The organism is Mycobacterium sp. NGS22 (genome assembly GCF_059813095.1).
In genome coordinates this window covers 58378-80762 of record NZ_JCALDY010000022.1, presented here as the reverse complement: position 1 = coordinate 80762, position 22385 = coordinate 58378, and the positions used below count along the sequence as shown (strand labels likewise).

23 protein-coding genes are annotated in these 22385 nt (G+C 66.6%); 10 read left to right on the top strand and 13 right to left on the bottom strand.

Translation table 11 applies throughout. The annotated features are described in order from the left end of the window. Positions 1-925 (bottom strand): PPE family protein (locus tag AC5Y47_RS19595; RefSeq protein WP_499945916.1); only part of this gene is annotated, 925 nt, incomplete at its 3' end. A gap of 674 nt (positions 926-1599) precedes the next feature. Here AC5Y47_RS19595 and AC5Y47_RS19590 point away from each other — a divergent pair. Together AC5Y47_RS19590 and AC5Y47_RS19585 are read left to right on the top strand one after the other, a co-directional pair. After that, positions 1600-2040: a hypothetical protein gene (locus AC5Y47_RS19590; RefSeq protein ID WP_499945915.1), complete on the top strand. Its 441-nt coding sequence runs from the start codon at positions 1600-1602 to the stop codon at positions 2038-2040. A gap of 160 nt (positions 2041-2200) precedes the next feature. Then, positions 2201-3364 carry an LLM class flavin-dependent oxidoreductase gene (locus AC5Y47_RS19585; RefSeq protein ID WP_499945914.1) on the top strand — a complete coding sequence of 388 codons (1164 nt, stop codon included), beginning with the start codon at positions 2201-2203 and terminating at the stop codon, positions 3362-3364. A gap of 25 nt (positions 3365-3389) precedes the next feature. Here the strand turns inward: AC5Y47_RS19585 and AC5Y47_RS19580 are convergent, their stop codons facing one another. Then, positions 3390-3854 (bottom strand): SRPBCC family protein, encoded by a 465-nt coding sequence (locus AC5Y47_RS19580; RefSeq protein WP_499945913.1) that lies wholly within the window; start codon positions 3852-3854, stop codon positions 3390-3392. Positions 3855-3939: 85 nt separating this feature from the next. On the opposite strand from AC5Y47_RS19580, the gene AC5Y47_RS19575 reads away from it, so the two are divergent. From AC5Y47_RS19575 to AC5Y47_RS19555, 5 genes are read left to right on the top strand one after another with little or no spacing between them, the layout of a single operon-like run. Beyond that, complete coding sequence (locus AC5Y47_RS19575) at positions 3940-4803, top strand: lysophospholipid acyltransferase family protein (RefSeq protein WP_499945912.1); 864 nt, start codon at positions 3940-3942, stop codon at positions 4801-4803. A 41-nt stretch (positions 4804-4844) separates the two neighbouring features. Beyond that, positions 4845-5960 (top strand): serine hydrolase domain-containing protein, encoded by a 1116-nt coding sequence (locus tag AC5Y47_RS19570; RefSeq protein ID WP_499945911.1) that lies wholly within the window; start codon positions 4845-4847, stop codon positions 5958-5960. 21 nt (positions 5961-5981) lie between these two features. Further along, entirely contained in the window at positions 5982-7259 is a 1278-nt protein-coding gene (gene lipD / locus AC5Y47_RS19565) for a lipase LipD (RefSeq protein WP_499945910.1), read from the top strand. Between the two features lie 28 nt (positions 7260-7287). Next, on the top strand, positions 7288-9111 hold the full coding sequence (locus AC5Y47_RS19560; RefSeq protein WP_499945909.1) for a fatty acyl-AMP ligase: 1824 nt from the start codon (positions 7288-7290) through the stop codon (positions 9109-9111). Next, entirely contained in the window at positions 9108-9875 is a 768-nt protein-coding gene (locus tag AC5Y47_RS19555; protein WP_499945908.1) for a YqjF family protein, read from the top strand. Before AC5Y47_RS19560 ends, AC5Y47_RS19555 begins: the two co-directional genes overlap by 4 nt. On the opposite strand, the gene AC5Y47_RS19550 is transcribed toward AC5Y47_RS19555, so the two are convergent. Further along, a complete protein-coding gene (locus AC5Y47_RS19550) occupies positions 9869-10321 on the bottom strand; it encodes a hypothetical protein (protein ID WP_499945907.1) in 453 nt (150 codons plus the stop codon). The two genes, AC5Y47_RS19555 and AC5Y47_RS19550, sit on opposite strands and share 7 nt — an antisense overlap. Before the next feature lie 19 nt (positions 10322-10340). On the opposite strand from AC5Y47_RS19550, the gene AC5Y47_RS19545 reads away from it, so the two are divergent. After that, entirely contained in the window at positions 10341-10817 is a 477-nt protein-coding gene (locus AC5Y47_RS19545) for a nuclear transport factor 2 family protein (protein WP_499945906.1), read from the top strand. On the opposite strand, the gene AC5Y47_RS19540 is transcribed toward AC5Y47_RS19545, so the two are convergent. Next, complete coding sequence (locus AC5Y47_RS19540) at positions 10814-11551, bottom strand: DJ-1/PfpI family protein (RefSeq protein ID WP_499945905.1); 738 nt, start codon at positions 11549-11551, stop codon at positions 10814-10816. The two genes, AC5Y47_RS19545 and AC5Y47_RS19540, sit on opposite strands and share 4 nt — an antisense overlap. Positions 11552-11588: 37 nt before the next feature. Then, entirely contained in the window at positions 11589-12539 is a 951-nt protein-coding gene (locus AC5Y47_RS19535) for a GlxA family transcriptional regulator (protein ID WP_499945904.1), read from the bottom strand. Between the two features lie 110 nt (positions 12540-12649). On the opposite strand from AC5Y47_RS19535, the gene tpx reads away from it, so the two are divergent. Then, the gene (tpx, locus tag AC5Y47_RS19530) at positions 12650-13144 is read left to right on the top strand and encodes a thiol peroxidase (RefSeq protein ID WP_499945903.1); all 495 of its coding nucleotides are present in this window, start codon (positions 12650-12652) and stop codon (positions 13142-13144) included. Positions 13145-13149: 5 nt separating this feature from the next. On the opposite strand, the gene AC5Y47_RS19525 is transcribed toward tpx, so the two are convergent. The 6 genes from AC5Y47_RS19525 to AC5Y47_RS19500 all read right to left on the bottom strand — a co-directional run bounded on the left by AC5Y47_RS19525 (position 13150) and on the right by AC5Y47_RS19500 (position 19343). Continuing rightward, entirely contained in the window at positions 13150-16392 is a 3243-nt protein-coding gene (locus tag AC5Y47_RS19525; RefSeq protein ID WP_499945917.1) for a LuxR family transcriptional regulator, read from the bottom strand. Positions 16393-16529: 137 nt separating this feature from the next. Continuing rightward, complete coding sequence (locus tag AC5Y47_RS19520; protein WP_499945902.1) at positions 16530-16682, bottom strand: hypothetical protein; 153 nt, start codon at positions 16680-16682, stop codon at positions 16530-16532. A 325-nt stretch (positions 16683-17007) separates the two neighbouring features. Next, the gene (locus tag AC5Y47_RS19515; protein WP_499945901.1) at positions 17008-17955 is read right to left on the bottom strand and encodes an NAD(P)H-dependent flavin oxidoreductase; all 948 of its coding nucleotides are present in this window, start codon (positions 17953-17955) and stop codon (positions 17008-17010) included. Continuing rightward, a complete protein-coding gene (locus tag AC5Y47_RS19510) occupies positions 17945-18346 on the bottom strand; it encodes an NYN domain-containing protein (RefSeq protein ID WP_499945900.1) in 402 nt (133 codons plus the stop codon). Before AC5Y47_RS19510 ends, AC5Y47_RS19515 begins: the two co-directional genes overlap by 11 nt. A gap of 18 nt (positions 18347-18364) precedes the next feature. Continuing rightward, the gene (locus tag AC5Y47_RS19505; protein WP_499945899.1) at positions 18365-18625 is read right to left on the bottom strand and encodes a hypothetical protein; all 261 of its coding nucleotides are present in this window, start codon (positions 18623-18625) and stop codon (positions 18365-18367) included. An 82-nt stretch (positions 18626-18707) separates the two neighbouring features. Further along, on the bottom strand, positions 18708-19343 hold the full coding sequence (locus AC5Y47_RS19500) for a PE family protein (RefSeq protein ID WP_499945898.1): 636 nt from the start codon (positions 19341-19343) through the stop codon (positions 18708-18710). Between the two features lie 308 nt (positions 19344-19651). Between AC5Y47_RS19500 and AC5Y47_RS19495 the strand changes: the two genes are divergently transcribed. Further along, complete coding sequence (locus tag AC5Y47_RS19495; RefSeq protein ID WP_499945897.1) at positions 19652-19978, top strand: PE family protein; 327 nt, start codon at positions 19652-19654, stop codon at positions 19976-19978. Here the strand turns inward: AC5Y47_RS19495 and AC5Y47_RS19490 are convergent. Beyond that, positions 19944-20639, bottom strand: a complete 696-nt coding sequence (locus tag AC5Y47_RS19490; RefSeq protein ID WP_499945896.1) for a response regulator — start codon at positions 20637-20639, stop codon at positions 19944-19946. The two genes, AC5Y47_RS19495 and AC5Y47_RS19490, sit on opposite strands and share 35 nt — an antisense overlap. Then, positions 20621-22324 (bottom strand): sensor histidine kinase, encoded by a 1704-nt coding sequence (locus AC5Y47_RS19485; RefSeq protein ID WP_499945895.1) that lies wholly within the window; start codon positions 22322-22324, stop codon positions 20621-20623. The genes AC5Y47_RS19490 and AC5Y47_RS19485 overlap by 19 nt, the downstream gene beginning before the upstream one ends. Positions 22325-22385 lie beyond the last annotated feature (61 nt).

The following is a 22385-nucleotide window of genomic DNA, read 5'->3' as shown; positions in this document are numbered from 1 at the left end:
GCGCGCCGAAGCCGACCTGGTTGTCGCCGGTGAGCCCGAAGCCGATGTTGCCGTTACCGGTGTTGCCGAAGCCGACGTTGCCATTACCGGTGTTGCCGAAGCCGAAGTTGTCGGCGCCGATGTTGGCGAAACCGAAGTTTCGCAGGCCTGCGGTCAGCCCCGGCCCGATGTTGGCGAAGCCGAGATTGCCGGTTCCGACGTTGCCGAACCCGAAGTTGTTGTCACCGAGGTTCCCGAAACCGATGATCCCGCTGCCGATGTTCCCGGCACCGAGGATGTAGTTGCCGATGTTGCCGCTGCCGAGGTTCAGGTTGCCGACGTTGGCGGTACCGATGCTGCCGTAACCCGCATTGGCGAAGCCCACGTTGAAGTTCGACTCCACCGAGCTCTGCAACAAACCCAGGAAGTTCGCCGGCTGCAGGAACGGTGTCAGTCCGGCTGCGACGGCCGAGGCTCCGGCGTGGTAGGCCGCCATGGCCGACACGTCGAGTGCCCACATCTCTTCGTACAGCGACTCCATCGCCGCGATGGCGGGGGCGTTCTGCCCGAAGATGTTGGACATGACCAGTGACACCAGCTGATTGCGGTTCGCCGAGACCAGTTCCGGAATCACCATGGCGGCTCGGACCGCCTCGAATTCGCCGACCAGCGTCGAGGCCTGGGTGGCCGCCTGCGTAGCCTGGCTGGCCGCCGCCGCCAGCCAACTTGCGTACGGGGCCGCGACGGCCGCCATGGCTTGCGATGCCGCGCCTTGCCATGCACCACCGGTCAGCCCGGCCGTGACGGTCTCGAAAGCGCCCGCCGCCGTTGCCAATTCGTCTGCAAGCCCACCCCAAGCCGCCGCTGCCGCCAACATCGGCTGGGCGCCCGCACCGGCGTGGATCAAAGCCGAGTTGATCTCCGGTGGCAGCACAAAGAAGCTCATCGCTCTACCTCTCTCTGGTGGCATCGCGCCACGGACAGCCATCTACAACCGGCGTGATTCCCGACCCACAACCGTCAGCAAGGTGATCTGGTAGCGCACAAGTTACGCGGAGACACAGGTGGTAAACCGTCGGATTTATCAAAACGCGATCTAACCGTTATCAAAATGTGATAAACCAACAGGCCATTTGACAGTTTACTTTACAAAGCGTTTTTGGAGCATTGGTTCCGCGTCCGGTGTCAACCGACGCAGGGCCTCTACCAGCCCGGAGTCACGAAGCCCCAACGGAATTCGCCCGCGCTCGGCGGCACACTGACGCTGCTGGAGTTTGCCCTCGAATGCACCGCTTGATGCACGACATATGCGCCTCAAAAACTTCACAAATAAAAGAATTCAAATGCCGTGGCGCAATTTCCGAGCGTAGACGGCCCAGGACATCACCCGAATGCCGATGCCCGAATCTGCAGCCTACGACGCCAGGCCGGTGACCGAGGTGGAAGCGCGCAACTCACCCACCTCGGCCGTCCGATGAGCTGTTGTTCCGCGCCGGGTGACCCCGGCCGTGGCGTCCTATGGCGGAGATTCCGGTGCTCCTGACGCTAGTTTCCGCCCCCAAATTAGGGGGTATGCGACCCGAGCACATTTGCAGACAACAGTGAAGATTGGTGAGTCTGATGAGATCTGAAGCCAGGACGGCGTTTGCGGTCTTCGGCGGCGGCGCCATGCTCGTCATGGCCGTGGCCTGCGGCGGCGGCGACAACAAGTCGCCCAGCAGCAGCACCACTCCGTCAACGCCGGCGACATCGACGAGCGCTCCCGCCAATTCGGAGACCTCACCCGCTCCGAGCGGCACCGGCGGACCCGGTGGTGGCGGCGGCAGCGTGCCCGGTGGCCCGAGCGGCGGGGGCGGACCCGGTGGTGGCGGCGGCAGCGTGCCCGGTGGCCCGAGCGGCGGCGGCGGACCCGGCGGCGGCGGCGGTGGCGTACCCGGTGGCCCGACCGGCGGCGGCGGACCCGGTGGCGGCGGTGGCACTATTCCCGGCGTCGGCGGTGGCGGCGGCGGACCGGGCGGTGGCGGCGGCTGCGTCGGCAACATCTGCGGCGGCTTTCCGTGATCGACCGCTCACATTGATATCGGCGGACGAGATGTCGACCGACAAGGACCGGGGGTGACCCCGGTCCTTGTTTGTTCCGGCCCCGGGACCAGTGGGACTGTTCCGGCGGGCGTCCTCGCCGGGCTAGGGTTCGGTCAGCGTCGATCGCAAGGGAGCCCCGATGGCGAAGCTCAGGTTCGGATATTTCATCGCACCATTCCACCGCGCCGGCACCAACCCGACGCTCGCTCTGCAGCGTGATCTGGAGTTCGTCGAACATCTCGACGCCCTGGGATTCGACGAGGCATGGATCGGCGAGCACCACTCGGCCGGAAGCGAAATCATCAGTTCCCCAGAGATATTCATCGGGGCGGCGGCTCAGCGGGCCAAGCGGATTCGATTCGGCACCGGTGTCATCTCGCTGTCCTACCACAACCCGCTGTGGGTGGCGGACCGGCTGATGCTGCTCGATCACCTCACCCACGGCCGCATCATCGGCGGGGTCGGTCCCGGATCACTGCCCACCGACTCGTCCATGATCGGGCTGACGCCCACCGACACCCGCGAGTTGCTCGAGACCAACCTCGACATCGTGGTCCGGCTGCTGGCGGGGGAGACGGTCAGCGCCAAGACCGCCACCCACCAATTGTTCGACGCCCGGCTGCAACTCGCCCCCTACTCAGACGGTGGGATTCCGCTGGCGGTCGCCGCGGTCGCGTCGCCGACGGGAGCGCGACTGGCCGGCAAGCACGGCATCGGGTTGCTGTCCATCGGCGCGACACTGGTCGTCGAGGGCTTCGACGCGCTGGCCTACCACTGGGGCATCGTCGAGGAGCGTGCGGCGAAATTCGGCACCCGCGTCGACCGCAGCAACTGGACTCTGGTGGGGCCCATGCACATCGCCGAAACCGACGAACAAGCCCGCGCCGACGTGAAATTCGGCATCGAACCCTGGTTCCGCTATTTCCAGAAAGTGGCCGCCTTCCCGCAGATGACGATGCCGGGGGACCGGCTCGACGAGATGATCGACATGATCAACGAGAACGGCGCCGGGGTGATCGGCACCCCCGAACGTGCCCGGGAACAGGTCCAGCGGTTGTGGGATCAATCCGGTGGTTTCGGCTGCATGCTGCAGATGGGCCACGAGTGGGCCAATCCGGCCGCGACCAGACGCTCGGCCGAGCTGTTCGCCGCGGAAGTGATGCCGCACTTCCAGGGACAGGCCGAACCCACGTTGGCAGCCGCGGAACGCGCCGGCCAGATGCGTGAGGGACTGGCTCAGACGCAGTTGCAGGCCATCGAGCACATGACCAAGAAATACCAGGACGAGGTCGGAGCTCAGTAACTGCGAAAAGCGTTGTCCGCCAAGGCTACCGGGTAGGCGATTCGCGCTCGGCCGCCTTCACCAACTTGCCCGCGAAGTACTTGACCGCGCCGCCCATCGCGGCACGCGCGGCCGCGCCGGTCCCGCGCCCCTTCTCGGTGAACGACCCGCCCCAGTAGATATTGGTGCCGCCCGTCTGGGTCGGGGTCAGGACCACCTCGGCGACGTAATCGGTGACCGGCTGCCGGGATCCCACCAGCTTGTAGACGTGCCGGTAGTCCTGTTCGTACTCGACGGTTTCCTCCTGCACGAACACCGGCCACATGCCGAGCTTGCGGATGGCTCCGACCCCACCCGGGGCGGGGTCGCCCTGCCGCACCCAACTGGAGGTCATGACGACGGGCTTTGCCCAGGACGACCAGTTGCCACCGTCGGTCACCAGCCGGAACACAGTTGCGGGGGGTGCACTGGTGGTCTTGTTGACCTCGAATGTGAACTTGCGACCCGACATGTCAAACTCCCCGTCTCGATGAATGTCGCCGTGTACCCTACCGCGCGGCCGGTAGGCGACCCCGGGCCGGACCTTCGCAACGGAAGTGATTCCGTGCGGCCGCCGGCAGGGGCATACTCACCATGTGCCGAAAGCCGACGACGTCACCGAGTTGGCCACCCTCACCAAGGCCGACGTCGCAGCGGCGCTGAACGTGCTGAAGCCGTTGCGAAAGTTGATCAAGCCCAAGGTATATGGCATTGACAACGTGCCGACCGAACGCGCGTTGCTGGTAGGCAATCACAACACGCTCGGCATCGTCGATGCGCCGTTGCTGGCGGCTGAACTGTGGGAGCGGGACAGATTGGTCCGCTCCCTCGGTGACCACGCCCACTTCAAAGTTCCCGGCTGGGGGGACGGGCTGAAGAGAATGGGCGTGGTCGACGGCACCCGGGAGAATGCCGCCGAATTGATGCGACGCGGTGAACTCGTGATGGTGTTCCCCGGCGGTGGCCGTGAAGTCAACAAGCGCAAGAATGAACGCTACAAGTTGGTCTGGAAGAACCGACTCGGGTTCGCGCGCTTGGCGATTCGATTCGGTTACCCGATCGTGCCGTTCGCCTCGGTGGGCGCCGAACACGGCATCGACATCGTGCTGGACAACCAATCCCCGCTGTTGGCGCCGGTGCAGTTCCTGGCCGAGAAGCTGCTGGGGGTTTCTGACGCGCCGCCGCTGGTGCGTGGCGTGGGCCTGACGCCGCTGCCGCGTCCCGAACGGCAGTACTACTGGTTCGGCGAGCCGATCGGCACCGCTGAATTCCAGGGTCAGGAAGATGACGACAACGCTGCCCGCAAGGTGCGCGAACGTACCGCCGCAGCAATCGAGGACGGTATCGAACTGATGCTCGCCGAACGCGAAGCCGACCCGAACCGCTCCGTGGTCGGGCGGCTACTGCGCACCGATGCCTGACCAGTCAGCGAATGGATGAGATTGCCCGACAACCGATGTCGATGACGAATAGGTTCTCTCGCTGCCGGTGCGGCGCGGCGTGGCTGATCTCGGTGCTGGTGATCGCCGGTTGCAGTAATGCCCATGACGCGCCCGTCTCGGGGACCGGCACCGCGACCACGACAGTCTCCGGCGCCCAGGCCGGTAACAGCCAGCACGTGCTGGACTCCGCGGTCGAAGCCGACGGGCCGGGCTGTTCGGCCGCGGTGGGCACCGAGGGTCGTATCGCCTGGACCGGCGTCGCGGGTCTGGCCGACTTGAGCAACAAGACCAAGATCACTGCGGACACGGTCTTCGACATCGCTTCGGTGTCCAAGCAGTTCACCGCCACGTCGATTCTGTTGCTGTCCGAGGCGGGCAGACTCACGCTGGACGATCGGCTGTCGCAGCACCTGCCCGAGATGCCGCCGTGGGCCGCAAGCGTCAGCCTGGCCCAGTTGATGCATCACACCAGCGGGATCCCCGACTACTCGAACCTGCTTCAGGAGCAAGGATTCAGCTACACCGACCGCACCACCGAAGCACAGGCGCTGCAGGCGCTGGTGTCGGCGCCGGAGTTGAGCTTCAGGCCCGGTGCGCGTTACGAGTACAACAACTCCAACTACCTGTTGCTCGGCGAGATCGTGCGCCGCGTCTCGGGTCGTGCGCTCGCGGACTTCATCGGCGCCGAGATCTTTCGTCCGCTCGGCCTGAACATGGCGCTCGAGCCCGTCGCCAAGGTTCCGAACAAGGCTGTGGCGTACACCAAGTCAGACGACTACCAAGTCGTGGACTTCAAATGGGAACAGGTAGGCGACGGCGGCATCCAGACCACACCCGGCCAGTTGGTTCGGTGGGCCGACAACTATCGAACCGGCAAGGTCGGCGGTCCACAGCTGCTCGACGCGCAGCTGGCCGGGGCGGTGGAGACCGAGCCGGGCGGCGGCGACCGCTACGGCGCCGGGATCCAGTCACTTGCCAACGGCATGCTCGATCATCCCGGGGTTTGGGCCGGCTTCGTCACCGCGTTCCGCATCAGCAGTGACCGTCGCACGGCCGTGGCCGTCAGCTGCAACGTCGACAATCAGGACCCCGGGGCCATGATCGACGCGCTGGGCAGCATCTGGATGCCGGGCTAGCAAGCTGCCATCATTCACGGTATGGCGCAACCGTCGATTCTCACCAGCGACAATGGTTTACCTTCCGGCGTGCAGGGCGCGTGTGATTCCCGCTTCCTGAATGTGACCCGTGCGTTCGCCGGGTTGTATCCCGGGCGCAAGTTCGGCGGCGGGGCTCTGTCGGTGTTCGTCGACGGCCGACAGGTGGTCGACGTATGGACGGGCTATTCGGACCGCAAGGGCGACGTGCCGTGGACCGCCGACACCGGCGCCATGGTGTTTTCGGCGACAAAAGGCTTGGCCGCCACCATCATTCACCTTCTCGTCGATCGCGGTCTGCTGTCCTACGATGCGCCGGTCGCCGACTACTGGCCCGAGTTCGCGGCCAACGGCAAGTCCGAGATCACCGTCAGCGACGTCTTGCGGCACCGCGCCGGTCTGTCGCACCTCAAGGGCGTCGACAAGGACACGATCATGGACCACCTGCTCATGGAGCAGCGTCTGGCGGCGGCCCCGGTGGACCGCGCGCACGGCAAGATGGCCTACCACGCGATCACCTACGGCTGGTTGCTCTCCGGTCTGGCCCGCGCGGCCACCGACAAAGGCATGCGCGAACTGTTCCGAGAGGAACTCGCCCGCCCACTGAACACCGACGGGTTGCACCTCGGCCGGCCACCGGCCGAGTGTCCGACCAAGGCCGCGCAGACGCTGCTGCCCCAGGCCAAGATCCCGACCCCGCTGCTGGACTTCATCGCTCCCAAGGTCGCGGGGCTGTCCTTCTCCGGGCTGCTCGGCTCGATTTATTTTCCCGGCATCATGTCGATGCTGCAGGACGACATGCCGTTTTTGGATGGCGAGCTGCCAGCGGTCAACGGCGTGGTGACCGCACGCGCGCTGGCGAAGACGTACGCGGTGCTGGCCAACGACGGCGTCATCGACGGCACCCGGGTGCTGTCGTCGGAGGCGGTATCCGGGATGAAGGGCAAGGCCGAGTTGTGGCCGGACCTGAACCTGGGTCTGCCCTTCACCTACCACCAGGGTTACCAATCATCGCCTGTCCCAGGGTTTTTGGAAGGCTACGGTCACATCGGTCTGGGCGGGACGGTCGGCTGGGCGGATCCGGAGTCCGGCAGCTCGTTCGGCTACGTGCACAACCGCCTGCTCACGCTGCTGTTGTTCGACGTCGGGTCTTTCGCGGGGTTGGCTCCGCTGCTGACCAACGCCGTCAACGCAGTGCGCAATGACGAACCGCTACAGGTTCCGCAATTCGGGGCGGGCTACCACGACTCCGGCGAGCACGAGCCGGCGGCGGGGGAGTAGCCCAGCGAGCGGTTTATAGACTGCGGTCATGGAAGGCGGTGCCCGGCAGGAGCCAGCAGTGCCCGACGGCCTGCTCGAGATCGAGGATTGCCTGGACGCCGACGGGAACATCGCGTTGCCCCCGGACACGACGCTGATCTCGCTGATCGACCGCAATATCCGCCACGTCGGCAACGAGGTCGCCTACCGTTTCCTGGACTATGGGCGCCCGGGCGAAGCACACGCCGAGGACGTGACCTGGGCGCAGTTCGGGGTTCGGCTGCGCGCCGTCGCCGCACACATCCAGCAGCACGCCGGGCCCGGTGACCGGGTCGCGATACTGGCGTCGCAGAGCATCGACTGGGTCGTCGGCTACTACGCCGCGATCAAGGCGGGCACCATCGCGGTGCCGCTGTTCGCTCCCGAGCTGCCCGGCCACGCTGAACGTCTGCAAACCGCGCTTCTCGACTCGAAACCGACCGTCGTCCTCACCACGACCGCGGCCAAGGACGCCGTCGAGAGCTTCCTGAAAACCGTTGCCGGGCTTGCCGAGCCGCGGGTACTGGTCATCGACCAGATCCCCGACGGGAGCCAGGACCTGTTCGTCCCCGTGGCGCTGGACATGGACGCGGTGTCCTACCTGCAGTACACCTCCGGTGCGACCCGGCCGCCCGTGGGCGTGGAGATCACCCACCGGGCGGTGGCGACCAACCTGACCCAGATGATCCTGTCGATCGACCTGCTCAACCGGAACACCCATGGCGTGAGCTGGTTGCCGCTCTACCACGACATGGGCCTGTCGATGATCGGCTTTCCCACCGTCTACGGGGGCCACACCACGCTGATGTCACCCACGGCGTTCGTGCGCCGGCCGCAACGCTGGATCCAGGCACTGTCGGACGGCTCGCGGACCGACCGTGTGGTCACCGCGGCGCCCAACTTCGCCTACGAATGGGCGGCGCAGCGCGGTCTGCCCGGCGCCGGGCACGACATCGACCTCGGAAACGTCGTGCTGATCATCGGCTCCGAGCCGGTCAGCGTCGACGCGGTGCGGACCTTCGAGAAGGCGTTCACCCCATATGGGTTGCCGCGCACCGCATTCAAACCTTCCTACGGTATCGCCGAGGCGACGCTGATGATCGCAACCATCGACCACGCCGCCGAGACCTCGGTGATCTATCTGGACCGAGAGCAACTCGGTGCGGGGCGCGCGGTCCGGGTGCCCCCGGATGCGGCCAACGCCGTCGCGCAGGTGTCGTGCGGCCAGGTGGCCCGCAGTCTGTGGCTCGTCATCGTCGACCCGCAAACCGGTTGCGAACTGCCCGACGGTCAGGTCGGCGAGCCGTGGCTGCAGGGCGACAACGTGGGACGCGGTTATTGGGGACGTCCGGAGGAGACGCGTGCGACGTTCGGCGCCAAGCTGAAGTCGACCCTCCCGGTAGGCAGCCATGCCACTGGATCCGATGTCGACGGCAACTGGCTGCGCACCGGCGACCTGGCCGTCTACCTCGACGGCGAGCTCTACGTCACCGGCCGGATCGCCGATCTGGTGACCGTCGACGGTCGCAACCACTACCCGCAGGACATCGAGGCCACCGTGGCCGAGGCGTCGCCGATGGTGCGACGGGGATACGTGACGGTGTTCCTCGGGCCGGACGGTTTGGTGGTCATCGCCGAACGCGCCACCGGCACCAGCCGCGCCGACCCGGCACCCGCGATGGACGCCATCCGCGCCGCGGTGTCCAGCCGGCACGGCCTGCCGGTCGCCGACGTGCGTTTCCTGCCGGCCGGTGCCATCCCGCGAACCACCAGCGGCAAGCTGGCCCGCGTCGCGTGCCGTGCGCAATATCTGGACGGCACCCTGATCCGGTGAGCGCCACCCCGTCTGCCGACGAACCCGACCGGGCCCCGGAACTGGTGGGGTACCCGGTCACACCGCCGCCGCTGGTGCGTCCGGTCACCTTCGACCAATACTGGAGCGAACTGACCTTCATCCACTGGCCGGTGGCGCCCGAGGGCATCACGCACCTGTACCCACCCGGGACCCGTCCCGACGTCTTCGCCGACGGATGGACTTACGTCGGCCTGGTTCCGTTCACCATGACCAGCACCAAATTGGGTGCAGCACTACCGCTTCCGTATCTCGGGTCGTTCCACGAGACGAACGTGCGGTTGTATTCGGTCGACGACGCCGGACGCCACGGGGTGCTGTTCCGGTCACTGGAAACCGAGCGACTGGCGGTGGTGCCGGTGACCCGGGTCGGTCTCGGGGTGCCCTACACGTGGGCCAAGATGCGAATCACCCGCTCGGACAACCGGATCACCTACACCAGCGTCCGGCGCTGGCCGCGGCGCGGGCTGCGCTGCCTGGTGACAGTCGATGTGGGCGACGTGATCGAACCGACGCCGCTGCAGGTGTGGCTCACTGCCCGCTGGGGCGCGCACACCCGCAAGGCGGGCCGAACCTGGTGGCTGCCGAACGATCACGTGCAATGGCCGCTGCAGGCCGTGCAGATCGTGGAATTGCACGACGAGCTGGTGGCGGCGGCCGGGGTCCAGCCCGCAGGAGACCCTCTGCCTGCGATGTTTTCCCGCGGTGTGCGAACGCAATTCGGCAAACCCTGCATCGTTCAGTAACTCAGCACGTGGAAATGTCCCCGGGGACAGCGACCTTCGACGCCGCTGAAGGGCTCGTCGTCGAATTCCCGCCAGTCCCAGTGCACACCGCAGTAGCACGCCGGGCAGTCGGGGCAGTGAAAGGGGGCATACGCGTGGCCCATTCGATACAGCGCCGCGGCGTCGCCGTCGGCGATTGCGTAGCCGAGCCATTCGAACCGCTCACTCGACACCGGCTGCGTGATGACGCCGAAGAACGTCTGCACCAACAACGCGGCTTGTTGCGCGGGCCGTTGCAGCACGTCCAGTTCGGCCAGCGCCTGCAAGGTGGACCCCGGTTCGTCCCCGACCGCGTCGGCAGGAGTCAGGAACTTGACCCGGCCGGCCAGGTTGCCGCAGACCGCGCAACTGAACCGGGCTTCGTCGGGCTCAGGGGCAGGCGTAGCCATCATCTCCCGCCCGTCCATGGGCTCTAGTGTGTCCGGTATGGGCAAGTTCGCCAAAGCAGAGATCGAGCAAGCCGTCCGCAACTACACGACCGTCGTCGAAGGCTGCTCGGCGTCGGGCGACTGGCGTCCGTTCGCGGATCTGTTCACCGAGGATGTCGTCTACATCGAGCATCACTACGGGACTTTCCACGGCCGCGAGGAGGTGCGCGACTGGATCGTGGCCGTGATGGCGCCGTTCCCGCACATGCGGTTTCCCGCCGGCTGGACCGCCTACGACGAAGACAACGACGCCGTGGTCATCATGATCAAGAATCTGCTCGATCACCCCACCGACCCCGACGGCGAGCCGTTCTGGTTCCCCAACTGGACGCGGCTCGTCTATGCGGGTGACGGGTTGTTCTCCAGTGAGGAGGACATCTACAACCCGAACCGTGACGCCCCCGGCGCCGTCGGCGCCTGGCTGGAGGCCGGCGGCCGGTTCGCGTCCAAGAAGTTTCCGGAACCCCGGACTTAGACGCGGGCCAACGACCGCTTGCGCCGGCGCGTGCGCGCGACCTGCAGTGCGCGGTCCCACGCCAGCAGCGTCGCGGCCTTGAGGTTGGCGGGTGCGGCACTGTCCTTGGACAACAACGCCGTGGCCGCGGCTTTGGTCGTGACCGATGCCTTGGACATGTGGCCCGAGTCGAACGGCGGCTGCGGGTCGTATTCGAGCGCCAACTGGATCGCCTTGGCGCGCGCCTCGCCACTGATCTGGCCGGCCAGCCAGAGCCCGAGATCCAGACCCGCGGACACGCCTGCGCTGGTGATGATGTTGTTCTCGTGCACAATTCGTTCGTCGGCGACCGGCGTGACGCCGAACGCCTTCAGCGCGGGCAGGGTGATCCAGTGCGATGTCGCGCGCCGATCCTGAAGCAGGCCGGCGGCCGCCAGGATCACCGAACCGGAGCACACCGACGTGGTCCAGCTGGCAGTCTGGTGGGCCTGACGTAGCCAGCCGAGCAGCTTCTCGTCGCGTGCGTGCACCGGCGTCCCCGGACCGCCCGGCACCAGGATGACGTCGGGCGAAGGTGTTTCGGCCAGCGTGTGGGTGGCACCGATCACCAGCACGCCGGAATCGGCGGTGACCGGCCCGACCTCGTGCCAGACGAAGCGCACCTCAGCGTGCGGCAGTTGACGCAGCATCTCGTAGGGGCCGATCATGTCCAGCGCGGTGAATCCCGGGTAGGCCACGAAGGCGATCTGGGTCATGGGTGTTCTCCTTGGTTTCTCGAGCAGACGCTGGCGATCAGGCGAACGCCTTGCGGTACTGATCAGGTGGGATGCCGACGCGCCGAATGAAGTTGCGCCGCATGGTTTCCGCGGTGCCGAAGCCGCACCGCGACGCGATCGCCACGACGGTGTCGTCGGTTTCCTCGAGTTGCCGGCGCGCGGCCTCGGTGCGCACGCGTTCGACGTACTGCCCGGGCGCCTCCCCGACCTCTTCGGTGAACACCCGGGTGAAGTGCCGCGGGCTCATCGCCGCCCGCCGCGCCAACTCGTCGACGCTGTGCGAGCCACCCGGTTCGGACTCGATCGCCTCCTGCACATCCCGGATCGACGTCCGTTTGGCCCGCGGCATCCACACCGGTGCGGCGAACTGGGTCTGCCCGCCGGGACGCCGCAGATACAACACCAGCCAGCGGGCGACCGTCTGCGCCACCTCGGTGCCGTAATCGTCCTCCACCAGCGACAGCGCCAGGTCGATCCCGGCGGCGACGCCTGCGGCGGTCCAGATGCGTGCGCTGCTGCGGACGAAAATCGGGTCGGGATCGACCTCGATGTCCGGAAACTCAGCGGCCAACCGGTCGGCGAACGCCCAGTGCGTGGTCGCGCGATGCCCGTCCAGCAATCCGGCTTCGGCTGCCAGGAAGGCGCCCGTGCAGACCGTGACGATGCGGCGGGCGGTCCGGGCCACCGCTTTGATCCAGTCCAGAAACTCGGGGTTGGTCCGTGCAGCGTCGACGCCGCCGCCACCCGGCAGCACGACGGTATCGACCCGGTCGCGGGGATCGGGGAGCGGTGCGGCGGTGAAGCCCAATCCCGCGGCGGTGCTGATGGTTTGTCCCTCCAGCGATGCCACGAGAACGTCGTAGCCGCCCTGGGTCAGCAAAGATGCACCGGTGAACACTTCGTAGGGCCCGATCAGATCAAGCGCCTGCACTCCCGGGAAGCCGGCGATGACGACTTTTCGTGCCATGCGGACAGTCTTGGCCATGCGACACCATGGCGTCTACGTCGTGGTGCCCACGAATCAGGACATCAGGACCCGATCAAGGGCGGCATGGCGCTGCTTGGCAGACTGTGCACATGGCACAGATAACTTTGCGCGGAAATGCGATCAACACCGTCGGCGACCTTCCCGCCGTTGGATCCCCGGCCCCGGCATTCACCTTGACCGGCGGCGATCTCGGCACGGTCAGCAACGAACAGTTCGGCGGTAAAGCCGTGTTGCTGAACATCTTCCCGTCGGTGGACACCCCGGTGTGCGCGAAGAGCGTGAAGACGTTCAACGAGCGCGCCGGCGCAACCGGTGCGTCGGTGGTGTGCGTGTCCAAGGATCTGCCGTTCGCCCAGCAGCGGTTCTGCGGCGCCGAGGGCACCGAGAATGTCACGACCGCCTCGGCGTTCCGGGACAGCTTCGGTGAGGACTATGGCGTCACGATCGCCGACGGCCCGATGGCCGGGTTGCTGGCCCGCGCCATCGTGGTGATCGGCGCCGACGGCGACGTCACCTACACCGAACTGGTGCCCGAGATCGCCCAGGAGCCCGATTACGACGCCGCGCTGGCCGCGCTGGACTGACAACCTCAGCTGCGCCGTGCCGCTTCCTGGGCGAGCTGCACCCGCGAACTGAACCCGAGCTTGGTGTAGATGTGCGTCAGATGCGCCTGCACGGTGCGCGGTGAGACGAACAACCGTGCCGCGACTTCTTTGTTGCCCAGGCCCGCACTGACCAACCTGGCCACGTCGAGTTCCGCGCGGGTCAGCGAGTCCCAGCCGGTGCTCGCGCGGGTGCGCTCACCGCGGCCGCGGCGGACGTAGGCGATCGCCTCCTCGATCGTCACGGCCGCACCCTCATCCCAGGCGGCTTGAAACTCGTTCTCGCCCAACTGGTCTCGGACCGCGGCGAGCTGACTCTCATGGTCGGCTTGAAGCATGGGGAATCGGACGACACCGGTGGACTGGCGTGCGGCAGCGGCAATTCCGAACAGGCGTGCCGCTTCTCGCTGATTACCGGCCTCCGCCGCAAGGTAGGCCAGGCATTCGAACGCGTCCGCCACACTCATGTAGCCGTGGGATTGGCCCGCCACGATGAGTGCCTGGAGCGCATCGTCGCCGGCTTGCTCGAACTCGCGCTGCGCGATCGCGACGCGGGCTCGGGTAGCCAGCGCCGCTACCAGCGAGATGTCCTTTGCCGCCGCCACCACCTCGTCGGCACGGCGGCGCGCTGCGGCGAGGTCGCCGCCGAGCAACGGCAATGCCGACACCACGTAAGTGACCACCGTCGCGGGCGTTATCGGGGTGCGCTGCAGTGCCGCTTCGTATGCCTCGCACGCCCCGGTGATGTCCCCCCGGAACAGCTTGATGAGGCCGATCGCCGAGTAGCCGACGCGGTCCACGAGTTCGCCCGGTTTCGAGCGATCGTCCAGAAACTCATCCATCGCCGCCTGTGCGCCGTCCACGTCGCCTTGCCAGGCCAGCGCAAAAACCAGATTTATCAACGCGACTGATCGGCAGAATACATCGCGGGCTGTTGTCGAATCGACGATGACCTCGCGCAGCGGGGCGGTGGCCAGCCTCACCTCGCCCCGATCGGTGTGCGCGGTCGCGAGTGCCAACCGACACACCCGTGCGGTGGACTGATCGCCGATCACTTCGGCAAGTTCACGACCTTCGGTCGCCGCGGCACGGATGGCGTCGTGGTCACCCACCACCATCCCTGCTACCGATCGCCAGCCCAGAATCCCGCTCAGTCGCCATTGGTCGCCGAGTTCGCGAGCCAGCGCGGCGGCTTCGACGAAGTCCGCTCGTGCGACATCGGCGTCATAGGCGTACGCGTTTCCGTGCGTCACGAGCGCCCGCATGAGCACATCAGGCTCGGCGATCTCGCGTGCCAGGGCAAGCCCCTGATTGGCGATCGGCGCGCTGTCGGTGGTGCCGAGATAGGCGAGTATCAGACCTTTATCGGCCAGTGCCCGCACGCGCGCCGAATAATAGTCAGTATCGGTGGTGGCCTCGGCCGCCAGCGCGGCGTCGAGCAGGGCGAGACCTTCCTTCAAGCGCCACCGCGAAAACCACAGTGGCTGAAGGCATGCCGCGAGCCGCAACGCCGGCACGCTGTCACCGTTCTCCAGCGACCAGGCGAATGCGGCTCTGAGATTGTCGATCTCGATCTCCGCCTGCTCGAGGCGCTGCGCATGATCGGGGCCGCCCGGTGCGTCGAGCTCGGCTGCCAGCGCGGTGTAGTAGTCCCGATGGCGGGTGCCGATGCCATCGGCCTCGCCGGATTCGCCCAATTTCTCCAGCGCATATTGGCGGACGGTCTCCAGCAACCGGTATCGCGTTCTGCCACAGCGGTTTTCAGCATTCAGTAGCGACTTGTCCACGAGCAGGGTGAGTTGGTCGAGCACCTGGTAGCGTTCCACGCCGGCCTCGGCGGAAATCGCATGGGCGGCGGGCAGATCGAAGCCGCCGAGAAAGACGGCCAGCCGCCGAAAAAGCACCCGTTCGCTGTCGGTGAGTAGGGCATGCGACCAGTCCACCGAGGCGTGCAACGTCTGCTGGCGGCGCACCGCCCGGCGAGCGCCGCCGGTGAGCAGGCGGAAGCGATCGTGCAGTCCGGCGAGGATTTCGTCGAGGGTCAGCGCCCGCACCCGCGCCGCGGCGAGTTCGATGGCCAGCGGCATGCCGTCGAGCCTTCGGCAGATCTCGGTGACCGTCGCGGCATTGTCCTCGGACACAGCGAAATCCGACTGCGCGCGGCGGGCGCGGTCGGTGAACAACTGGATCGCTTCGTCGGCCAGCGACAACGATGGCACCACGTAGGTGACCTCGCCGGGCACCCCGATCGGTTCCCGGCTCGTGGTCAGCAACCGCAGCTCCGGGCACGCCCCGAGGATCGCCGTTGCCAGCGATGCGCTCGCATCCAGGAGATGCTCACAGTTGTCGAGCACAATCAGCAGTCGCTGGTCGGCGATGAATCGGATCAGGGTGTCCGGCGTCGACTGGCCGGACTCGTCGGGTAGGCCCAGCGCGCGAGCTGCCGCCACCGGCACGACGTCGGCGTCGGTGAGGGGAGCCAGGTCGACGTACCACACCCCACCGGGCATCCGAGGGGTCAGTGCCGCTGCGACCTCGATGCCCAGCCGCGTCTTGCCCGACCCGCCCGCGCCGGTCAGTGTCACCAGCCGGTTGGCGCTCAGCAGCTCACTCAGCTCGGCTGTCTGCCCGGTGCGCCCGACAAAGCTGGTGAGTTGCATCGGAAGGTTCTGCGTCGCACCCGTTTTCGCAACCCGCAGGGACGGGAACTCGTTGCGCAGGTCCGGATGGCAGAGCTGCACCACACGCTCGGGCCGAGCGAAGTCCCGCAGCGGATGTGAACCCAGATCCGTGAGCGTGACGGCTGCCGGCAACTGGTCGATGACCAGCAGCTCGGTCGCTCCGGAGAGCACGGTTTGACCGCCGTGCGCGAGGTCGCGCAACCGGGCGGTGCGGTTGATCGTCGAGCCGATGTAGTTGCTCTCGTCGCGCAACTGCACATCCCCGGTGTGGATGCCGATGCGCAACTTGATCGGCGCCGGCGCCGTTTGCTGCAACTCCAGCGCGCAACTGAGCGCATCCACGGCGCGGCCGAACGCGATCACGAAGCTGTCGCCCTCACCCTGTTCGACGGGTCGCACACCGTGATGGGTGGCGGTCGCGTCCGAAAGATGGCGGTCCAGGCGCTCGACCGCGGCCCGCATCGCGTCCGGGTCGGTCTCCCACAGTCGGGTCGAACCCTCGACGTCGGCCAGCAGCAAGGTGACGGTTCCGGTCGGAAGCTCACTCATGTCTGCGTCCAAGTCCAGATCGGGCAGGCTGGTTTCGGTCATGCTAGCCAGCATGCGGTGACCTGCGGCTCAAATCATCAGCGAAATCGCCAATTGACCTGGTGTCGGCATGCGTACGTGCACGCCGCGGACGGGCGTCAGGGGGTGGTGTGCGTTGTCATCACCGCGGCACGCGGCTGGAGCGGCGGATTGGTACCGGCCGGGCACCCCGCGAGCATGGTCGCGGCGACCGCGGTCATCACCAGGCCCAGTACCACGCGAACCGCCAGGATTCGGTGTTCGTCGGTCATGCGCGCTCCCTGAGTCCGCGATCGTGATTTGTGGGATATTAGCGCTGCGACACGTTATCGGGAATAGCCCGTTGAGAATTAATGGGGAGTTCTTGGACAGCCAATTCGGTATCCGGGCATTTGTAGGATGCGTGTCCACGAGCAATCGATCTGATCGGTGGAATCTATTGCAAGACGGAGCCTTTGACTGTTCTGGTCTTGTATCGGAACGTCGTGTCAACAAATTTGACAATGCATGAATTGACGGATTGTCGCTGCCCGCTTGTCGAATTTTTCGAACGGCGCTCATAGCCATCGGGGATGAGATCCGATATCCGCAGTGCGGTTATGTACGCGAGGCTTGGCCGAGACGACGGGCCGTCGCAGCCAGCACCTCCCGGCACCCGGCCCACATGCCGGCGATGATGTCAGCCGCCGGCGGCAGATCCTCGATACGCCCGGCCACCTGACCGGTGTTGGCGACGCTGGCGTCCATGTCGCCGTCGAAGTAGAGCCGCTGGACCCGTTGCAGCGCGGCGCCGCCCGCTTCCACCGAAGCTGTCGCATCCAGCTTTTCCGCGGCCGGTGTGCGGATCACCCGCATCATCCGCCGGCCGTCCAACGGCAGTAAGACGGTGCCCGTCTCGTCCGCACTCACCACCGCCTGCTTGAGATTGCCGTGGACCGGGGAGTCCGCCGAGGCGAGCAGTCGCGTGCCCATCTGCACGCCCTCGGCGCCGAGGACGAGCGCCGCGGCCATGGAGCGGGCGTCGCAGATGCCGCCGGCGGCGACGATCGGGACGTCGACGTGGGCCGCGATCAACGGCAACAGCACCATCGTCGAAGCGCCGAACCGGTTCTTGAACCCGCCGCCCTCGACACCCTCGACCACCAGGCCGTCCACGCCGGCATCGACGGCCTTCCTGGCCGCCGACAAGGTACCGACGACGTGGAAGACGGTGATGCCCGCATCGTGCAGGCGTGCGGTGAACAGCCCCGGATCTCCGGCCGAGGTCGTCACGAACCGAACGCCGTTGGCCACCAACAAATCCACCATCGCCGGGTCACGGTTGAACAGCAGCGCGATGTTGGCTCCGACGGGCCGGTCGGTGAGGTCGCGTACGCGGCGCAGATCGGCACGGCCCTGCTCCGAAGTGGTCTCGATGATGCCGAGCCCGCCGGCGTTGGATACCGCGGCCGCCAGTTGCGCGCCCGCGATGTAGGTCATCGGCGCCTGAATGATCGGGATCTCGATCCGCGCGAGCGCACAGACTCGGTTTTGGTCAATCGGCATGTCGTACTCCGGATTTGGCGTCGCGAGGGTCGATCAGGTCACGGAATCGTTCCGCACGGTACACCGACGCGCCCAGGCTGCGGACCCGCTCGGCAAGCACCTTGTCCGAGGTCACCACTTGGATCTCACCCGACAGATCGGCGGCTTGCACCAGTCGCACGATCTCGTCGTCGGCGGAGTTCGCGGCCGCTCTGGGTGCATGCGTCACCTCGATAACCGACGCGGCGATGGGTGACGCCGGCGGACGCTCGAACACCACGGTCACCCGATCGTCGGTTGCTGCCCAACGGTCAAGCCGCTGCACCAACGTCGTCATGGCACGCTGACGGTCCCGCCACCATCCGTCGGGGCGGCTTCCGATCACATTCATGCCGTCGATAATCCAGCGCACACCTCACCGTACGGCGAGTCAGAACCACCTACGCTTGCGCGGCGGCTGCTGCGCCTGGCTCTTGGCAGCTTCCTCCATGCTCCCGAGGGCATTGATGACCTCGAGCTGGGACAGGATCATCAACCCGTTCAACTGCTTGAGCCGTTCCGGGTTGTTCTCGATCGATTCTTCGTCGTCGACGTAGACGAGCAAAAAGTTGCGCAAGGCCTGACTGCCCGCCATCCGTTCGGGCACCTTCATCTGCCGCAGGATCGAGGCCATGTCAGGTTCGTCGGTCACAACGTCGCTCCTTCACGATCGGGTGTCAGCGCTAGCGTAAGAGTGCGTGGCCTGATGCAGACCCGACGCGCGAGCGAGTCCGTCAGATCAGGCGCTGACCGTCGGCTCGGTCGTCGTCACCGTCGCGCCGACTTTCGTCCGACTCGTCGGCCGGTTCGGTTGCCGACGCCAGTCCCGGCTTGGAGGAGCCCGTGGCCGGGGTGCCCGCGCCCATCCCGCTGCCCAACGGGGCGGCGCCGCTCATTGCCGACGTCCCCGCGCCGGCCGCCGCTGACGTCATCGCGGACTCTTGAGCCAAGCCGGCTACCACCGGAGTGGTTGCGGCGGCGCCCAATTGGGTCTGCACCGCCGCCGCGCTGGACAGTCCGCCGCCGCCCGATCCGGCCATCGAGGCCAACCTGGACATGGGGCTGGAACTGAATGCCAAAGCGCCCGCGGCGATGTCGTCGGATTCTCCGTACATGCGCGCGATGTCGGTCAACGCGGTGCCGGTCCGCATCAGCTCCTCTTGGGCCGCCGCGTTGGACGCCAACATGGTGGCGGCCTCCTGGGCGAACGCAAGCACCGCCTGCATCGAGACCTCTTCGCCGCCGGCGGGCACCAACCCGCTCAACACCGACATCGCCGCGGTGGAGCCCGCGTTGATGCCCTGGCTGCCGATGTCGACCAACTGCGAGCCGATGTCACCGGCAGCCGGGTTGTGGGACATGGAATCCATTGCCATCTGCGTGCTGCTCCTGTGCTCTGTGCGCGGGTCACCCATCATCACTCGACCGTGCTGGACAACACGTCAATTCTAAGCCGCCCGGACCGGCCCGAATGCACGTTTTCCGGTCCATGAGCACAATGCGCAAAACCAGGTAATCGTCGCTTACTCCGACTATCGCCCACAACCGCGACAGCTTTGTGCCGCCGCCCTAGCTTCGACTTCACGAGCAGCAGGTGCGACGCGAAACGAACAAGCACCCGCCGATGGCGGTGTCACCGGTTTCGCACTGCGGGGGCGCAACAACGAGGAGTACACCAATGCAGACCATGACATTTCATCCGATCGTCGGGGATATCGGCGCGCAGGTCGTCCAGATCGGTATCAGTTCCCTACAGGCCGGCGACCAGGCGTCGATGTCGGTGACCGGTCTCGCGCCGGCCGGCGCCGACGAGGTGTCGGCGCAGGCGGTGCTGGCGTTTCATGCCGAAGCCGCCGCGATGCTGGACCTGAACAGGGCGGCCCAGCAGGAGCTCATCCGGGCCGGTGCGGCATTCACTCAGATCGCGCAGACCTATACCGATGTCGACCAGCTGGCCGCCGATTCTCTGGTTATCCCGATGTCCTATCCCTGGGCCGGCGATTAGCAGAGTCGACCGCCCTGAATTCTTGTTCGGGACGTCCGGTGGTCCCGTAGCGCAGCCCGACGCTGACCTCGCCGGTCGTGGCCAGCGATGCCAGATACCGCTGCGCGGTGGCTCGCGAGATGCCGATCGCCGCGGACATCTCGGCGGCGGACATCGGCGCTGTCGTGGACCGCAGGGCTTGCAGCACAAGCTTTTTGGTGGGGGAGGCCACGGAGGTGGATGGCTGCGCGGCAGTGACCCTGGGCCGCAGCGCGTCCAGTGCGGCATCCACGTCGCCGGCGGCGAGGTTGGGACCGGACAGGATCTTCCGGTAGCGGGCGTAACCGGCCAGCCGGGCAGCCAGTTCGGTGGTGGCGAACGGCTTGACCAGATAGCTCACCGCGCCCGCGGCCAGCGCCGCGCGGACGGTTTCGGCCTCGGTGGCCGCCGTCAAAATCATGGCGTCCCCGCGCAGTTCGCGCACGAAGTCGACGCCGGACCCGTCGGGCAGGTACACGTCGACCAGTGCCAGGTCGACGGCCGGGGCCTCGCGTGCCGCGGCGAGCGTGTTGACGCGGGCGGCTACGGCGAATCCTGGCATCGCGTCGACGATTCCGGCGTGCATGTTGGCGACCCGGAAATCGTCGTCTACCACCAGCACGGTCAGGTCTGCGCCGCCCACTGCTCCTCCTCGGTCATCACACCCGGCAGCCGGGCAATGAACTCCGCGCCTCGGAGCCCTTGTCCTGCAGCCGGATTGCCCGGACTGGACAGCCGAAGATCACCGCCCAGGGCACGACTGATCTGACGCGACAACGCCAGTCCGATACCGCGCCCGCCCGGTATCCCCGAATCCGGCTTCGTCGAGGTGCCCTCGGTGAACAGTTCCTCGACGAAGTCGGCCGCGACACCGTCACCGCTGTCGGCCACCGTCACGTGCAGCGTCGAACCCTCTTGCAGCAGTTCGACTTCCACCTCTTTGACCGGGTTGTCACTGGTCCGGGCGGCGTCGATCGCGTTGTCGACCAGGTTGCCCACCACGGTGGTGACATCCACCGGCAATTCGAGCCGGCCCGACACCCAGGTGTTGGCACCGATCACCAACGTCACCCCGGCTTCGCGGGCGGTGGCGGCCTTGGCCGCCAGGAATGCCTGCAGATGCGTGTCGCGGATGGAATCGATACCGGGCACCGCCGATCCCAACGCGCCCGACCCGAGCAGTTCCTCCAGATACTGCAAGCCCTCTTCGACGTGGCCGGTGTGCAGCAACCCGTTGAGCAGATGCAACCGGTTGGCGAATTCGTGGCGCTGGGCGCGCAACGCGGTGCTCATCACCTGCACCGCGTCGAGCTGGCGGGTCAGTGATTCGACGTCGGTGCGGTCGCGGACCACCAGTACGGTGCCCAGCTCGCGTCCGTCGCGGTGCACCTTGCGCGCCGAGACGACGACGATGCGCTGACCGACGGTGGCCAGTGTCGGCGCGGTCGGGGTATGTTCGGACGCGGCCTCGACGACATCGAGAACCCTTGGTGTCAAACCGATTTCGCTGATATTGCGGCCGAGCTCGTTGGTGATCTGCAGCAACCGGCACGCCTCGTCGTTGACGAAGGTGATGGTGCCGGTCTGATCGGTCGCCAGCACCCCCTCGCCGATACCGTGCAGCACCGCCGCCTGAGTGCGCACCAGCTCGGCCATCTCGGCGGGCCGCAATCCCAACGTCAAACCCCGCCACCGCCGCGCCAGCGCGACCGAGCCGATCACGCCGATCAGCAGGGCGGCGCCGCCGAGCGGAGCGAGCACGCGCAGGTTCTTGGAGAATTGTTCGTCGAACGCCCTGGTGGAGACACCGACGCTGACCATGCCCAGCACCCGGTTTGTACCCGCTTCCAACACAGGGACTTTGGCGACGATCGAGCGACCCAGGGTGCCCGATTCGTGAACCACCTCTTCGTGTCCGGCCAGCGCCTGACCGGGATCGGTGCTGACCCGGCGGCCAAGCTCGTCGCGATGGGGGTGGGCCAGCCTGATGCCGTCGCCGTTGGTGATCACGACGAACAACACGTGGGTGCGCTGCTCCACGCGGGAAGCGACGGTCTGCAGCGGGCCGGTCGCAAGCTCGTCAACCTTGGCGGGGTCCGTCGTCACCGGAGTGTCGTCGTAGCGCCGGATGTTGGTCAGCACGGTCGGGGATGAAGCCACCACGCGAGCGATATCCATTGCGTGCACGCCATATTGCAGATCCAGGCGGTGCCGGTTGAACTGAGCGAACAGCACGAAGGCGACGATCAGCGTGAGCGTGACCAACACCAGTTGCAGCAGCAGTACCCGGCTGGCGAGCCGCAGGTCGATGCGCCCCCGGGTGGGCATGGGGGGACCCTACCACGGGTGCTGAGCAGAATGCGCAAAAGTCACCGGGGACGCGTCCTGG

Bases quoted from the DNA above. Each gene is read 5' to 3' on its own strand.
- AC5Y47_RS19515 (WP_499945901.1), bottom strand. From the start codon at position 17,955: ATGCCGATTGACCAAAACCGAGTCTGTGCGCTCGCGCGGATCGAGATC.
- AC5Y47_RS19535 (WP_499945904.1), bottom strand. From the start codon at position 12,539: ATGGCACGAAAAGTCGTCATCGCCGGCTTCCCGGGAGTGCAGGCGCTT.
- AC5Y47_RS19580 (WP_499945913.1), bottom strand. From the start codon at position 3,854: ATGTCGGGTCGCAAGTTCACATTCGAGGTCAACAAGACCACCAGTGCA.
- AC5Y47_RS19545 (WP_499945906.1), top strand. From the start codon at position 10,341: ATGGGCAAGTTCGCCAAAGCAGAGATCGAGCAAGCCGTCCGCAACTAC.
- AC5Y47_RS19495 (WP_499945897.1), top strand. From the start codon at position 19,652: ATGCAGACCATGACATTTCATCCGATCGTCGGGGATATCGGCGCGCAG.
- AC5Y47_RS19520 (WP_499945902.1), bottom strand. From the start codon at position 16,682: ATGACCGACGAACACCGAATCCTGGCGGTTCGCGTGGTACTGGGCCTG.
- AC5Y47_RS19485 (WP_499945895.1), bottom strand. From the start codon at position 22,324: ATGCCCACCCGGGGGCGCATCGACCTGCGGCTCGCCAGCCGGGTACTG.
- AC5Y47_RS19590 (WP_499945915.1), top strand. From the start codon at position 1,600: ATGAGATCTGAAGCCAGGACGGCGTTTGCGGTCTTCGGCGGCGGCGCC.
- AC5Y47_RS19585 (WP_499945914.1), top strand. From the start codon at position 2,201: ATGGCGAAGCTCAGGTTCGGATATTTCATCGCACCATTCCACCGCGCC.
- lipD (WP_499945910.1), top strand. From the start codon at position 5,982: ATGGCGCAACCGTCGATTCTCACCAGCGACAATGGTTTACCTTCCGGC.
- AC5Y47_RS19570 (WP_499945911.1), top strand. From the start codon at position 4,845: ATGACGAATAGGTTCTCTCGCTGCCGGTGCGGCGCGGCGTGGCTGATC.
- AC5Y47_RS19500 (WP_499945898.1), bottom strand. From the start codon at position 19,343: ATGGATTCCATGTCCCACAACCCGGCTGCCGGTGACATCGGCTCGCAG.
- AC5Y47_RS19540 (WP_499945905.1), bottom strand. From the start codon at position 11,551: ATGACCCAGATCGCCTTCGTGGCCTACCCGGGATTCACCGCGCTGGAC.
- AC5Y47_RS19525 (WP_499945917.1), bottom strand. From the start codon at position 16,392: ATGAGTGAGCTTCCGACCGGAACCGTCACCTTGCTGCTGGCCGACGTC.
- AC5Y47_RS19550 (WP_499945907.1), bottom strand. From the start codon at position 10,321: ATGGACGGGCGGGAGATGATGGCTACGCCTGCCCCTGAGCCCGACGAA.
- AC5Y47_RS19560 (WP_499945909.1), top strand. From the start codon at position 7,288: ATGGAAGGCGGTGCCCGGCAGGAGCCAGCAGTGCCCGACGGCCTGCTC.
- tpx (WP_499945903.1), top strand. From the start codon at position 12,650: ATGGCACAGATAACTTTGCGCGGAAATGCGATCAACACCGTCGGCGAC.